This is a genomic window from Devosia sp. Z11_6, assembly GCF_058133665.1.
The window spans coordinates 129447-143698 of the sequence record NZ_JBYUNQ010000006.1 but is presented as its reverse complement, the minus strand read 5'-3'; the positions used below and the strand labels follow the sequence as shown (position 1 = coordinate 143698).

The following is a 14252-nucleotide window of genomic DNA, read 5'->3' as shown; positions in this document are numbered from 1 at the left end:
CCGAAGCACCATGGGGTGTTGATGCTTCGTCCGGTTTGGCTAGCCCAGCCGGCGCTTGCTAGGATCGTTATAGGGGTTATTGCTGCCCGAACGCACCCAGAGCCGAATGGGCGTGCCTTTGATATCAAAGGCTTCGCGCATCCCGTTGACCAGATAGCGCTGATAAGCCGTCGGCAGGGCATCGGGGCGCGAGGCAAACAGGATAAAGCTGGGTGGCCGGGTCTTGGCCTGCGTCATATAGCGCAGCTTGAGGCGGCGGCCCGAAACGGCCGGGGGCGGATGCCCCTCGACCATGCCCGCGAGCCAGCGGTTGAGGCGCGCGGTGGAAACATGGGAGTTCCAGGCGCGCTCGATGGTGAAGATCGCGTCCATCAGCTTGTCGATATTGCGCCCGGTCAGCCCCGAAAGGGTGACCAGGGGAATACCGCGCAGCTGCGGCAAGAGCCGGTCGCAGGCTTCGCGCAGGGCCGAAAGCGTGGCGTTCTTGTCCTCGATCAGATCCCATTTGTTGAGCGCGATCACCATGGCGCGGCCTTCGCGCTCCACCAGGTCGGCCAGCGCCAGATCCTGCTTTTCGAACGGGATCGTGGCGTCGAGCATCAGCACGACGACTTCGGCATACTGGATCGAACGCAAGCTATCGCCCACGGCGAGCTTTTCGAGCTTTTCCTGCACGCGCGAGCGTCGGCGAATGCCGGCGGTGTCGACGAGATTGATCGTGCGCCCTTCCCATTCCCAGGGCACGAGAATGGAGTCGCGGGTGATGCCGGCTTCGGGGCCCACCAGCACGCGGTCTTCCCCGACCATGCGGTTGATCAGCGTGGATTTGCCGGCATTGGGGCGGCCGACGATGGCGACATTGAGATAGCGGCGCGGGTTCCAGCGCAGCGTGGCCTCATCGCCCTCGCCTTCGAGCATGTCCGGGGTGATGTCGATATCGACCTCGGGCATGGCATCGAGATCGGCAATGGCTTCGGCCTGCTGCTTTTCGGCCGCGGCATCGATGGCCTGGCCGACGATGGAATAAAGCTCGGACAGCCCCAGTCCATGCTCGGCCGACAGCGCGATGGGTTCGCCAAAGCCGAGCTTGAAGGCTTCCACGAGCCCCGCTTCTGCAGCCTTGCTTTCAGCCTTGTTGCCCACGAGATGGACGGTCTTGCCGGCCTTGCGCAGCACCTGGGCAAAGCGCTGGTCGAGCGGCACAACGCCGGCGCGCGCATCGATCATGAAGAGGATCACATCGGCTTCGGCAATGGCCAGCTCGGTCTGCTGGCGCATCCGGTCTTCCAGCGAGCCGTCGGTGACATCCTCATAGCCGGCGGTGTCGAGCACGCGAAAGGTGAGATCGGCGATATGGCCTTCCGCTTCGCGCCGGTCGCGGGTGACGCCGGGTGTATCGTCGACCAGCGCGATCTTGCGGCCGACCAGGCGGTTGAACAGGGTCGACTTGCCGACATTGGGACGACCGACAATGGCTACGGTGACGGTCATGGCATGGCTTTCTGGTGGGCGGGGCGCAAGGCTCCGCCGTTATTCAAGGACAGGATCGGTGGTTGGGGTGGCCGGAGCCGGAGCCGCGGGAGCCGCAGCTGCAGGCGCGTCCGTGGCCGGGGCCGGGGCAACAGCTTCTGGCGCAGCGGGTGCCGCAGCTTCTGGAGCGGGTGCCTCAGCTGCCGGCTCGACGGGCGCGGCCTCGTCGACGACGACGGTTTCGCTCGATTGCAGCGTAGCTTCGCTATCGGGGATCGGTTCGGGCGCAATCACGCCTTCCGACACCATCTGGCCGAGATAATAGCCCATGCGCTGGCGCGTGGTGTTCTGCGTCAGGGGATCGTTGAGCACCGATTCAAAGCTGGCCTGGGCGGCGGCAAAGTCGCCCGCCTTGTATTGCGCCAGCCCCATGGCTTCGCGCGCCGCATTGCGCAGCGGATTGCCTTCGGTGGCGATGGTTTCAACGCGCGTCTGCACATCGGCAAGGGTGCCGTTATCTACCAGAAGCGTGCCGGCAAACACTAGCGCGAGCTCGCGCAGGCGCGGATTGGACTGGGTATTGGCCAGTTCGTCGTAAACGGCTACGGCCTCGGCCGCCTTGCCTTCCTTGGCCAGCAGCCCCGCCTTGCGGAACTGCGCCAGCACCGGATAGCCGCCCGACCCATCGGCGATCAGGCGGTCGAGCTCGGTTTGGGCCGCGGCAAGGTCGCCCCCGTCGGCGAGGTCAAAGGCCGCATAAAGCTCGTCCGAGGACTGCGCCGCATTGCTCGACTGGTACCAGGACCACCCTTCGTTGATGGCAACGATCAGCACCACGCCAACGGCTGCACCCAGGATATAGGGCGCAAAGCGGCGCCAGAACGCGCGCATGCGATCAGAGCGCAGTTCCTCGTCGACTTCGCGAAAGATGTTGTCCTGGGACATGGGCGGCCTGACGTCGTTGGAGAAGTGCGGGGAGCATTACCATGGGTCCCCGCGATTGCAAACGGAATGGGCTTGAGTGGGCGACCGGCCGGCCGCTCACTCCCACTCGATCGTGCCGGGGGGCTTGGAGGTCACGTCATAGACCACCCGGTTGATGCCGCGCACTTCATTGATGATGCGGGTGGCGGTGCGCCCAAGGAAGTTCATGTCGAACTGGTAGAAATCGGCGGTCATGCCGTCCACCGATGTAACTGCGCGCAGCGCACACACGAACTCATAGGTTCGCCCGTCGCCCATTACGCCCACGGTCTGGACCGGCAAGAGCACGGCAAAGGCCTGCCAGATCTTGTCGTATTGGCCCGACTTGCGGATCTCGTCGAGATAGATGGCGTCCGCCTTGCGCAGGATATCGAGCTTTTCTGGCGTGATCCCGCCGGGGCAGCGGATGGCCAGGCCCGGCCCGGGGAAGGGATGGCGACCGATAAAGCTCTCGGGCAAGCCAAGCTCGCGGCCGAGCACCCGCACTTCGTCCTTGAACAATTCGCGCAACGGCTCGACGAGCTTCATGTTCATGCGCTCGGGCAGGCCGCCCACATTGTGGTGCGACTTGATGGTCACCGAGGGCCCGCCGGTGAACGAAACGCTTTCAATCACGTCGGGATAGAGCGTGCCCTGAGCGAGGAATTCGGCGCCGCCGAGCTTTTCGGCTTCCGCCTCGAAGGTCTCGATAAAGAGGCGCCCGATGATCTTGCGCTTGGTCTCGGGATCCACCTGCCCCGTCAGCTCGCGCAGGAACAGCTCGGAGGCATCCACATGCACGAGCGGGATATTGTAGTGGTCGCGGAAGAGGCTGACGACCTGCTCGCTCTCGTTGAGGCGCATCAGGCCGTGATCGACATAAATGCAGGTCAGCTGATCGCCGATGGCTTCGTGGATCAGCACGGCGGCCACCGAGGAATCAACGCCCCCCGACAGCCCGCAGATCACCCGGCCGGTGCCGACCTGGGCGCGGATGCGCTCGATCATCTTGTCGCGATAAGCCGACATGGTCCAGTTGGACGCCACGCCGCACACTTCATGGACGAAATTGGCAAAAAGCTTGGACCCGTCGGGGGTGTGCACCACTTCGGGGTGGAACTGGGTAGCCCAGATGCGCCGGCTTTCATCGGCGATCATGGCAAAGGGCGCGCCGGGCGAAGTGGCCACGATCTCAAAGCCGGGCGGGATGGTGACGACGCGGTCGCCATGGCTCATCCAGACCTGGTGCTCGGTGCCAACTTCCCAGACACCAGTGGTGAGGGCCGAGTGCTTTTGCACGGTCAGCTCGGCGCGGCCGAATTCCCGGTGATGGCCCGCTTCCACCGTGCCGCCCAGCGCCATGCACAAGGCTTGCTGGCCATAGCAGATGCCAAGGATCGGCACGCCGGCCTCGAGCAGTGAGGGATCAATGGTGGGGGCGTTCTCGTCCAGCGTCGAAGCGGGGCTGCCTGAGAGCACAATGCCGCGCGGCTTGAGCTTCGCGGCCGCCTGGGCCGCGTGCTGGAAGGGATGGATTTCGCAATAAGCCCCGGTTTCGCGGATACGGCGCGCAATCAGCTGGGTGACTTGCGAACCGAAGTCCACAATCAGGATTGCGTCGGTCTCGGGATCTTTCTGGGGGTGCTGCATGGCGAGCATTTACCGGCACAAAGAGCTAAGTGCAAGCCTCGCGGATGCATGCCTGCCTAGTTCAAAAGTGCAATCGAAAGATTGAGGGCACTGGCAAAGCTCACCCACAGCAAATAGGGCAGGAACAGCCAGCTGGCGAGCTTGTCGAGCGGGCGCGCCATCAGCATGAAGCCGATGATCGCCAGCCACATGAGAACGATCACCACAAAGGCCGGCCACAAGAGATGCGCGCCGAACCAGACCGGCGACCAGGCGAAATTGAGCACCATCTGCGCCCACCACAGCTTCATCGCGGTGCTGCGCGGATCGATCATAAAGATGCGCCAGCCGGCAATGCCGATCAGCACGTAAAGCGTCGACCAGACCAGACCGAACACCCAACTGGGCGGATTGAAGAACGGCTTTTCGAGATTGTCGTACCATTCGCCGCCCCCGCCGGTGAACACCCCGATCAGCGAGCCGATCCCCAGCACCCCGACCACAAAGACGGCGAGAAGCAGCCAGGAGCGCGGGGTGCGATGATCGGCGGTCGAAACGCTGGACATTGGGCTCTCGCGGTTGAACAGAGGTCCCCCGCTGAACGCCGTGGCGCCCCCTCGGTTTCACCGACGCAGGATGTGGCAGTAAAAGCCGTCCGTGCCGGTCAGGCGCGGGGTCAGGGCAATGCCGCCCGCAGCGGTCGCAACGCCCTCGGGCAGCGCGGTGCCGAATGCGGCCGACCAGAGATCGGCCGGTGCCATCGAGACCAACTCGGGATGCTCGGCGCGGAGGGCAACGATCTGATCGTCGTTCTCCTCGGGCAGGATCGAGCAGGTGATGTAAACGAGCGTGCCACCCGGCTTGAGGAAGGCGAGGCCCTCGCGCAACAGCGCCGCTTGTTCGCCCATCCGCGTCGCCAGGAGTTCAGGCGAAAGCTTCCATTTGGTGTCGGGGCGCCGCCGCCAGGTGCCCGTGCCGGTGCAAGGGGCGTCGATGACGACGCGATCCATCTTGCCCATGAGGTCATCGAGCGCGCCCTCATGGGGGGCACGCACCTGCACATTGCGCGCGCCATTGCGCTTGAGGCGATCATAAATGGGCGCCAAACGGTTGCGATCGCTGTCATAGGCAAAGATCTGGCCCTTGTTGCCCATAGCTGCCGCCAAGGCGAGGGTCTTGCCCCCGGCCCCGGCGCAGAGATCGAGCACCTGTTCGCCGGGCTGTGCATTGGCGAGGGCCGACACGATCTGGCTGCCCTGGTCCTGCACCTCGAACCAGCCCTTGAGATAGCCCTCGTCGGTGGTGACATTGGGCGTGCGCGCATCGCGAGGCCCGGCCGGCATGGTCACACCCTGGGGCGCAATGGCGGTAGGCTGCGGGTTGAAGCGCGCAAGGGACTTGAGCACGCGTTCGCGGCTCGACTTGAGCGTATTGACGCGCAGATCGAGCGACGGACGAGTGGCCATGGCGGCCCCTTCGGCCACCCAATCGGCACCAAAGGCCCGCTCGAGCGAGGGCGCCAGCCATTCCGGCAGATCGGCGCGCACAGGAGCGCGCGCCCCATCAAGGCTGCCGGCGGCACGGGCGATCTCGTCCTCGCTCAGCGGCTCGGGGGCATGATTGTCGCCCGCAAAAGCGGCGTTGAGCGCCTGCGGATCCTCCTGCCAGTCGCGCAGGGCGACGGCAAGCACCAGGGCGCGCGGGGAATCGCTGGCCATCAGGAAGGCATGGGAAGCGCGGTGGCGCAGCGCATCATAAACGAGATTGCCGATGGCGGCGCGATCACCGGCGCCGGCAAAGCGGTTGGCCAGCCCCCAGGCCTTGAGCGCTTCGGAAACGGGGCGCTTGCGCGTTTCTACCTCGGACAGAACGGCAATTGCAGCGGCAAGGCGGCCGGGAAGGCGCATGGGCAACTCAGGCTAAAAGAATGCGGAACAGCAGCACTAGCCAGAAGATGGCCAGCACCGCAAGGCCAAGGCCATAGGCGGCAAAGCGCTGTTGCACATGGTTAGTGGTGACGTGAATGGCGGCGTGAACGTAGCGCGAAGCCACGAACACGGCGGCGAGCACCACTTCAATCAGGTTCGGCACCCCAGCCCAGAGCGCCAGCAGCGCGCAAATGTAAAACAGCACCGGCAGCTGAAACTGGTTGTCGAAATTGTTGGACAGCAGTCGCGCCCGCAGCGGATAGGCGGTTTTTTCCACCGCAATATCGGTGACCTTGATCTCGCCCGACATCACGCGCGGCACCCGCTCGCGCCCCATCAGCACAAGGATGACCAGGGTCAGCAGCACCTGCGCCGCGATGGCGAGCACAAGGAGCTTGGCATTGAGCGGCATGAGGCAAGCCCCCGGTGAGACAGCGTGAATGCGGCATTAGTCGTTCAGCGGGTCATGGCCCCAGTTCATCAGCGAAAAACGCCACGGCGTTTCGCTGATGTCACCGCTCGGGCGCTGCGCCAGGTGGCGATGCACATAGCCAACCACCTTGCGCATATGCTGGTAGTCGTCATCGGTCAGCTCGGCCTTGGGCTTGCGCTTGATCTCGATGATGCGCTGGCCCGATTGGTGGCCCACCGATTCTTCGCCTTCGTCGCGATCCTTGGGCCAGCCGACCTTCTGGCTGTGCTCGGAGGCCAGCCATTTGTTGAGCTCGGCGGGCGCCATGTTGACCGCTTCGTTGAAATCCTTGCGGATCGCGTCCTTCTCAGCCTCGTCCATGCTAGCCACCCCCCGGAGTTTGTGCCCGGGGGTAACGGGTGCGGCAGGGCGGCGTTCCGTCAGCGCCTTAGCGGGCGCTGCGGTAGTTCGGGGCTTCGCGGGTGATGGTCACATCATGCACATGCGATTCGCTGAGCGCCGCGCCCGAAATCTTGACGAACACCGAATTGTTGCGGAAGTCCTCGAGATTATGGGCGCCGGTATACCCCATGGCCGCGCGCAGGCCCCCTGCGAGCTGGTGCAGCACGGCGCCGGCCGAACCTTTATAGGGCACCTGCCCTTCGATACCCTCGGGCACGAGCTTCATCTGGTCGCGCACATCCTGCTGGAAATAGCGGTCGGCCGAGCCCGAGCCCATGGCTCCCACCGAGCCCATGCCCCGATAGGATTTATAGGAGCGGCCTTGGTAGAGGTAAACCTCGCCCGGGCTTTCATCGGTGCCGGCGAGGAGCGAGCCCACCATCACGCAGGAGGCGCCGCCGGCCAGGGCCTTGGCCATGTCGCCCGAGAACTTGATGCCGCCATCGGCGATCACGGGCACGCCATGCTTGGCGCCTTCTTCGGCGCAGGCCATCACGGCTGCCAGCTGCGGCACGCCTACGCCCGCAACGATCCGGGTGGTGCAGATCGAGCCGGGACCGATGCCGACCTTGACCGCGTCCGCACCCGCGTCGATCAGCGCGCGGGTGGCTTCCGCGGTGGCGACATTGCCCGCCATGATGCGGGTGGAATTGCTTTCGCGCTTCACGCGCTCGACCGCCTCGGCAACCCGCACCGAGTGACCATGGGCGGTGTCGATGACGAGGAGGTCGACGCCCGCCTCGATCAGCGCGAGCGAACGCTCGAACCCGGCATCACCGACGGTGGAGGCAGCGGCCACCCGCAGGCGCCCCTGCGCGTCCTTGACGGCATTGGGGTTGAGCTGGGCTTTTTCGATATCCTTGACGGTGATGAGCCCGGTGCAGCGCCCCTCGCTGTCGACCACCAGCAGCTTTTCGATGCGGTGCTTGTGCAGCAGCACCTTGGCTTCGTCCTTGGACACGCCATCGCGCACCGTGATGAGGTTTTCATGCGTCATCAGCTCGGCAATGCGCTGGGCGGGATTGGAAGCAAAGCGCACATCGCGGTTGGTGAGGATACCGACGAGCTTGCCGGTCATGCGTCCGCCCTTGCCGCCATTTTCCACCACGGGAATGCCCGAAATGCGGTTGGTCTGCATCAGCGAGAGCGCATCGGCCAGGGTCGCATCAGGGCCGATAGTGATGGGGTTGACCACCATGCCCGATTCAAAACTCTTGACCTGACGCACCTGCTCGGCCTGCTCGGCCGGGGTGAGATTTTTGTGGATCACGCCCATGCCGCCGGCCTGCGCCATGGCGATGGCCATCGCGCTTTCGGTGACCGTATCCATGGCCGAGGACAGGATGGGCAGGTTGAGCGCGATGTCGCGCGTCACATAGGTGGCGATGTCGGTTTCGCCGGGCAACACATCGGAGCGTGCCGGCTGCAGCAGCACGTCATCAAAGGTGAGGGCGGAATCGCCGGTGATGGTGGTGATGATCTTTGCCAATGCCAATAACTTTCCGGTGGTCTGAGGGGGATCAGAGCTTTGGGGATGTGAACGGGGCGAGCGGGGCGCCGGGTTCAGGTTGGCGAGGGTCTCTAGCACCCCCCGGTTGCGCTGCATAGGGGGGCGGCCGCGCAGCGGGGGTGCCGGCTTTGCATGGCGCGCATGCCCATGGCGAGCGCGGCCAATATAGCGCGGCAAGAGCAAGCATTCATCATTTGGTCGATCAACACTTGTTTGCGCTTTCCAGTGCCGCCGCTGGCGACCATACTGGCATTGGCTGCTGCGTCGGCCCCTCTTTTGCTTTGCCCCGGTTTTCCCTTGATCCGCGTTACACCCCTCATCCTGGCGGTCGCCCTGTTCATGGAACAGATGGACTCCACGGTGATCGCCACCTCGCTGCCCGCCATTGCGGTGGACATCGGCACCGAGCCGGTGGCGCTGAAACTGGCGCTGACCAGCTATTTCGTGGCGCTGGCCATCTTCATCCCCATTAGCGGCTGGATGGCGGACCGCTTCGGGGCCAAGAACATTTTCCGCATCGCCATATTCGTGTTCATGCTGGGCTCGCTCGCCTGCTCGTTCTCCTATTCGCTCGAGACCTTTGTGATCTCGCGCTTCTTTCAGGGCATCGGCTCCTCGATGATGACCCCGGTTGGGCGCCTGCTGCTGGTGCGCTCGACCCCGCGTAACGAGCTCGTTGCCGCCATGGCCTGGCTGACCGTGCCCGGGCTGATCGGGCCGCTCACCGGCCCGCTGATCGGTGGGTTCCTCACGACCTATCTGAGCTGGCACTGGATTTTTTGGATCAATATTCCCATCGGCATTGCCGGCATCCTGCTCGCGGGTCGCTTCCTCAAGGTCAAGGACGAGCGCAATTCGCGCCCCATCGACGCCGTCGGCTTTTTGCTCGCCAGCGTCGCCTTTTCCGGCACGGTGTTTGGCCTCTCGGTGATCAGCCTGCCCGCCCTGCCCCTGATCTATGGCTATCTGACCATTGCGGTAGGGGTCGTCGCCGGCATCTTTTATCTGCTCCATGCCCGGCGCACCAAATACCCGCTGCTTGACCCGCGCATGTTCCGCCAGCGCCTGTTCCGCTCCTCCATCATCGGCGGCTCGATCTACCGCATCGGCATTGGCGCCGTGCCGTTCCTCTTGCCCCTGATGCTGCAACTGGGCTTTGGGCTTAACCCCTTCCAGTCGGGCGCCATCACCTTTGTGTCGGCAATCGGCGCCATCATGAGCAAGTTCATCGCCGAACGCGTTTTTGCCTGGTTCGGCTTTCCCCATGTGCTGGCCGTTGCCGGAATCATCGGGGGCGTGCTGATCGCGGTGCAGGGCACCTTTACGACCACCACCTGGGTGCCCCTGATCATGGCCGTGCTGCTGGTCGGGGGCGTCTTGCGTTCGATGTTCTTTACCGGCTCCAACGCGCTGGGCTATGCCGATATCAGCGACGAGGATGCCAGCCAGGCCACCGCAATCGTCGCTGTAGCCCAGCAACTGAGCATCGCCTTTGGCGTTGCGGTCGCAGGGGCGGTGCTGGAAATCAGCACCCGCACCCATGGCGGGGAACTGTCCCTCGCCGACTTCCAGATCGCGTTTTTCGTTGTTGGTTGCGTCAGCGCCCTTGCCGGCCTCGTTTATCTTCGCCTCCCCGCGGAAGCGGGCAACAATGTCTCGGGCTACAAGGCCCTGGTTGCCACAAAGGAGTGAGTGCGGGGGCCGCCGCCCCTATGCTCGAACACAGATTTGTCCCGCATCACGCCCCTGATCCTCGCCACCGCCTTGTTCATGGAAAACATGGACGCCACGGTCATCTCGACCTCGCTCAACGCCATTGCCAGCGATATCGGCACCGACCCGATCTCGCTCAAGCTGGCGCTGACGGCCTATCTCGTGGCGCTTGCGATCTTTATCCCCATCAGCTCCTGGATGGCCGACCGGTTTGGCGCGCGTACCGTGTTTCGCTGGGCCATGGGCGTCTTCGTGCTGGGCTCGCTCGCCTGCGCCTTTGCCAATTCGCTGGAAACCTTTGTCGGCGCCCGCTTCCTTCAGGGCATGGGCGGCGCGATGATGACGCCCGTAGCGCGCCTCGTGCTGGTGCGCTCCACCGCCCGGCACGACCTCGTCGCGGCCATGGCCTGGCTGACCATCCCCGGGCTCATCGGGCCCATCGTGGGCCCGCCATTTGGCGGTTTTCTCACCACCTATCTGTCCTGGCACTGGATCTTCCTGATCAATGTGCCGATCGGCATGGTCGGCATCGCTCTCGTCAGCAAGTTCCTGCCCGAAATGGAGCGGATCGAACCGGGCACGATGGATTTCAAAGGCTTCATCCTGGCCGGCAGCGCCTTCGCGCTCTTTGTTTTTGGCACCTCGGTGATCAGCCTGCCCGCCCTGCCGCCCATGTTTGGCGTGATTGCGACGGTGCTGGGCATTTTGCTCGGCCTGCTTTACGTTCGCTACGCGCTGGCCACCCCCAAGCCGCTGTTTGATCTGCGGCTGTTGCGCTTTCCGTTTTTCCGCAGCGCCGTGGTGGCCGGCTCGTTTTTCCGCCTGGGCCAGGGCGCGATCCCGTTCCTCTTTCCCCTGATGCTGCAGCTCAGCTTTGGCATGTCGCCCTTTGAGTCAGGGATGGTCACCTTCGCCGGAGCCGTTGGCGCCATTGTCGCCAAATTCGTCGCCAACCAGATCTTTGCCAGCATGGGGTTCCGCAACGCCCTTGTGGTCGCGACGGCCGTGTCGGCGCTGGGGCTCGTCGCCATGGGGCTTTATACCCCCCAAACGCCCCTGCCCCTGATCATCGCCATTCTCGTTGTGGTGGGCTTTTGGCAATCCATCTTCTGGACCGGCAGCAATGCCTTTGTGTTTTCCGACATCAACGACAAGGACGCCGGCCAGGCCAATGTGATCAGCCAGGTCAATGTGCAGCTGACCATCGCCCTTGGCGTGGCGCTGGGCGGTGGTATCCTCGAGGCCAGCAATGCCCTGCGGGGGGGCGAGTTGATCCTCGCCGATTTCCATTTGGCGTTTTTCGTTTTGGCCGGGATGTGCCTGATCTCGACGGCGCTGTTCATGCGCCTGCCCGGCAATGCCGGCCACCAGCTGACGCGCCCAGCCCCGGCCGCCGAGTAGGAGGGGGCGGGAACTCAGGCACAGCCCACCCGTTGCTGGCAGGATCAATCCAGCCACGGAGTTCTGCGCTTGTTTCATTCCCTTCTGATCGGCATGGCCGGTGGCATGCGGGCGCTGAGCCCCCTTGCGGCCGTGTCCATTGCCGCCAATCGCGGTGCCCTGCCCGCCGATAACGGCGCCCCGCCCTTCTTGGGTCATCCCCTGGTGGTTGCGGGCACCGTCGCGCTCGCCGCCGGCGAATTGCTGGGCGACAAACTGCCCTCCTCACCCGACCGGATCATTGCGCCGGGCCTGGCCGCCCGCGCGATCACCGGCGCCATCACCGGCATGGCGCTGGCGCCGCGCGAACAGCGCTATACCGGCGCGTTGCTGGGCGCGGCCGGGGCTCTCGCCGCCGCCTATCTCACCTTTAATGCGCGCATGGCGGCAATGCGCGACCATGGACAGACCACGACCGGCCTCGTGGAAGATGCGGTGATGCTGGGCGCCACCGCCTGGGTCGTGGCCGATGCCAGCCATGCCAGCACCCGCGCCTTGGAGGACACTAGTCCTCGTCGTCTTCCGCCGCCGCCTCGGGCGCTTGGCGCCCCTTGAAACCCTTGGCCAGCAGATAAGCCTCCGCCGAGTCGGAACGACTGGACGGTGGCTTGGAATGCTGGGTGGTGCGGAAGTGGCGCTTGAGCATGTGCAGCAGCTCATGCTCGGTGCCGCCCTGGAACACCTTGGCCACAAAGGTGCCCCCCGGCGCCAGAACGTCGAGCGCAAAGTCCGCCGCAATCTCGATCAGGTGCACGATCCGCAGGTGATCGGTCGGCCGATGGCCGGTGGTGGGCCAGGCCATGTCAGACATCACGAGATCGGCCTTCTTGCCGCCCATCGCCTCGATCAGCATGGCCGGCGCATCGTCGTCAGTGAAATCCTTTTGCAGCAGGATCACGCCCGGAATGGGATCCATTTCCAGGTAATCGATCCCCACGATCAGCGGATTGGCGTCGGTGGAGCCGGTCGCCGCAGCCGCGACCTGGGACCAGCCGCCTGGCGCCGCGCCCAGATCGACCACGCGCATGCCCTTGCGGAAGAGATGGTGCTTTTCATCCATCTCCTTGATCTTGAACGCCGCCCGCGAGCGATAGCCCGCAGCACGCGCCCGCGCCACATAGGGGTCGTTGAGCTGCCGCTCCAGCCATTTGGTGGATGAAACCTTGCGTCCCTTGGCCGATTTGACCCGGATCTTGAGGTCCTTGTCGGACTTGCGCCCGCCCGTACCCAGTGCCTTGTCAACCATTGCTGCTTCTCCGCGTCGGATAGCGCGAGGCGCGCGTTCGGGTCTTGTCGGCATCCATCAGCGAAATCAGGATCCCTTCGCGCAGGCCCCGATCGGCCACCCGCACGCGTTCAGCCGGCCATTCGCGCCGGATGGCTTCAAAGATCGCGCAGCCCGGCAGCACCAGATCGGCCCGGTCGCGCCCGATGCAGGGGTGAGCCACCCGGCGATCGAATGGCATGTTGAGCAACACGCGCATGGTTTCATCAACCTCCGCGCGGTTCATCCACAAGCCATCGACTTTTTGCCGCTCATAACGCTCGAGCCCCAGATGCAGCCCCGCCAACGTCGTCACCGTGCCCGAGGTGCCGATCAAGTGCACGGGATGGGTGGTGATCATCTGGCGCAGCTTTTCGCGGCCCCGGAACTGGCGCAACTGCTCGGCGACATAGGCGACCATGGCTTCAAACACCGCCGGGGTGACGTCAACGCCCCCGAAGCGCTCGGCAATCGACACCACGCCCACCGGCAGCGACTGCCAGGAGCGGATCGAGGCGGACATGCGCCCGGTGGCCTTGGGGCGGCCGCCGCGGAAATCGAGCCAGGCGAGCTCGGATGAGCCACCCCCGATATCGAACATCAGGGCGCCCTGCGCCCCACCATCGATGAGGTCGGCGCAGCCGGTCACGGCCAGCTCGGCTTCCGTGCGGCGATCGACGATCTCGAGCTCGATCCCCAGCTCATCCTTGACCCGCTGCAAAAAGGCGGGGCCATTCTCGGCCGCCCGGCAGGCTTCCGTGGCGATCAGGCGCATGCGGGCGGGCTGATGCTCGCGCAGCTTGTTGCGGCAATGGCGCAGCGCCTCGACCGTGCGGTCCATCGCGGCATCGCCAAGCCGGCCCGTCACCGAAACGCCCTCGCCCAGTCGCACGATGCGGGTAAAGCCATCCAGCACCCGAAAGCCGCCATCATGGGGCCGGGCAATCAGGAGCCGACAATTATTGGTGCCGAGATCGAGAGCGGCATAGATGGTGCCCCGATGCCGGCGGGGAGGTGGAGGTGCGGCTGATGTCCGCTGTTCCGAGGGGTATGGAGGCGCACCGGCCCCCTCTTCCCTGCCCGGCTGGCCTTGCGCTGGCCGGGAACGGAATGGCGCATCGTCGGCAAGCGACGGCGCTGCAGCGGACCGATCGGGATCGGTCACTGTGAACTCCTGCGTGCACGGTCGCCGGTCCGGCTTTTCCGGACGCGCCCGGGCACTGTTTATTGCGTGTCACCGTGTAAGGTAGTGCAAGGGGCGCCCAAGCGCAATGGCAAGGATTGTTGCTGTCCGCTATCCTCTTGAGGGAGGTATGGATATCGACCTTGCCCTGTTGCGCGCGCCCCGCTTGTCCCTTTGTAGCCCGTCCCCTTGTGGCTCTTGCTCAAGCCGGACGCCAACTCCCTGCAAAGGGTCCGAGCGCACGAAAGGAGCATGGCAAGAGCCCACAACAGCGGAGC

13 protein-coding genes are annotated in these 14252 nt (G+C 64.6%); 3 read left to right on the top strand and 10 right to left on the bottom strand.

All coding sequences use genetic code 11. The features are described 5' to 3' along the window. Positions 1 to 39: 39 nt before the first annotated feature. The 8 genes from der to guaB form a co-directional block, all read right to left on the bottom strand. Entirely contained in the window at positions 40 to 1491 is a 1452-nt protein-coding gene (gene der, locus AC3YMN_RS16440; protein WP_127754345.1) for a ribosome biogenesis GTPase Der, read from the bottom strand. 39 nt (positions 1492 to 1530) lie between these two features. Beyond that, positions 1531 to 2415 (bottom strand): tetratricopeptide repeat protein, encoded by an 885-nt coding sequence (locus tag AC3YMN_RS16435; RefSeq protein WP_489890837.1) that lies wholly within the window; start codon positions 2413 to 2415, stop codon positions 1531 to 1533. Between the two features lie 96 nt (positions 2416 to 2511). Beyond that, complete coding sequence (gene guaA, locus AC3YMN_RS16430) at positions 2512 to 4083, bottom strand: glutamine-hydrolyzing GMP synthase (RefSeq protein ID WP_489890836.1); 1572 nt, start codon at positions 4081 to 4083, stop codon at positions 2512 to 2514. A 56-nt stretch (positions 4084 to 4139) separates the two neighbouring features. Further along, entirely contained in the window at positions 4140 to 4628 is a 489-nt protein-coding gene (locus AC3YMN_RS16425) for a TspO/MBR family protein (RefSeq protein WP_489890835.1), read from the bottom strand. A gap of 57 nt (positions 4629 to 4685) precedes the next feature. After that, positions 4686 to 5969 (bottom strand): RsmB/NOP family class I SAM-dependent RNA methyltransferase, encoded by a 1284-nt coding sequence (locus tag AC3YMN_RS16420; RefSeq protein ID WP_489890834.1) that lies wholly within the window; start codon positions 5967 to 5969, stop codon positions 4686 to 4688. A gap of 7 nt (positions 5970 to 5976) precedes the next feature. Continuing rightward, positions 5977 to 6402, bottom strand: a complete 426-nt coding sequence (locus AC3YMN_RS16415; RefSeq protein ID WP_489890833.1) for an MAPEG family protein — start codon at positions 6400 to 6402, stop codon at positions 5977 to 5979. 36 nt (positions 6403 to 6438) lie between these two features. Beyond that, entirely contained in the window at positions 6439 to 6783 is a 345-nt protein-coding gene (locus AC3YMN_RS16410) for a DUF3140 domain-containing protein (protein WP_489890832.1), read from the bottom strand. 67 nt (positions 6784 to 6850) lie between these two features. Then, on the bottom strand, positions 6851 to 8353 hold the full coding sequence (guaB, locus tag AC3YMN_RS16405) for an IMP dehydrogenase (protein WP_127754352.1): 1503 nt from the start codon (positions 8351 to 8353) through the stop codon (positions 6851 to 6853). Positions 8354 to 8671: 318 nt separating this feature from the next. On the opposite strand from guaB, the gene AC3YMN_RS16400 reads away from it, so the two are divergent. From AC3YMN_RS16400 to AC3YMN_RS16390, 3 genes are all read left to right on the top strand, one after another. Continuing rightward, positions 8672 to 10066 (top strand): MFS transporter, encoded by a 1395-nt coding sequence (locus tag AC3YMN_RS16400; RefSeq protein WP_489890831.1) that lies wholly within the window; start codon positions 8672 to 8674, stop codon positions 10064 to 10066. Between the two features lie 36 nt (positions 10067 to 10102). Then, positions 10103 to 11488 carry an MFS transporter gene (locus AC3YMN_RS16395; protein ID WP_489890830.1) on the top strand — a complete coding sequence of 462 codons (1386 nt, stop codon included), beginning with the start codon at positions 10103 to 10105 and terminating at the stop codon, positions 11486 to 11488. Positions 11489 to 11557: 69 nt separating this feature from the next. Next, on the top strand, positions 11558 to 12082 hold the full coding sequence (locus AC3YMN_RS16390) for a DUF4126 family protein (protein ID WP_210258707.1): 525 nt from the start codon (positions 11558 to 11560) through the stop codon (positions 12080 to 12082). On the opposite strand, the gene AC3YMN_RS16385 is transcribed toward AC3YMN_RS16390, so the two are convergent. Both AC3YMN_RS16385 and AC3YMN_RS16380 read right to left on the bottom strand, forming a co-directional pair. Next, positions 12033 to 12773, bottom strand: a complete 741-nt coding sequence (locus tag AC3YMN_RS16385; protein WP_489890829.1) for an RlmE family RNA methyltransferase — start codon at positions 12771 to 12773, stop codon at positions 12033 to 12035. The genes AC3YMN_RS16390 and AC3YMN_RS16385 overlap by 50 nt on opposite strands. Next, positions 12766 to 13956, bottom strand: coding sequence for a Ppx/GppA phosphatase family protein (locus AC3YMN_RS16380; RefSeq protein ID WP_489890828.1), 1191 nt, complete (start codon positions 13954 to 13956; stop codon positions 12766 to 12768). The genes AC3YMN_RS16385 and AC3YMN_RS16380 overlap by 8 nt, the downstream gene beginning before the upstream one ends. Between the last annotated feature and the right edge of the window lie 296 nt (positions 13957 to 14252).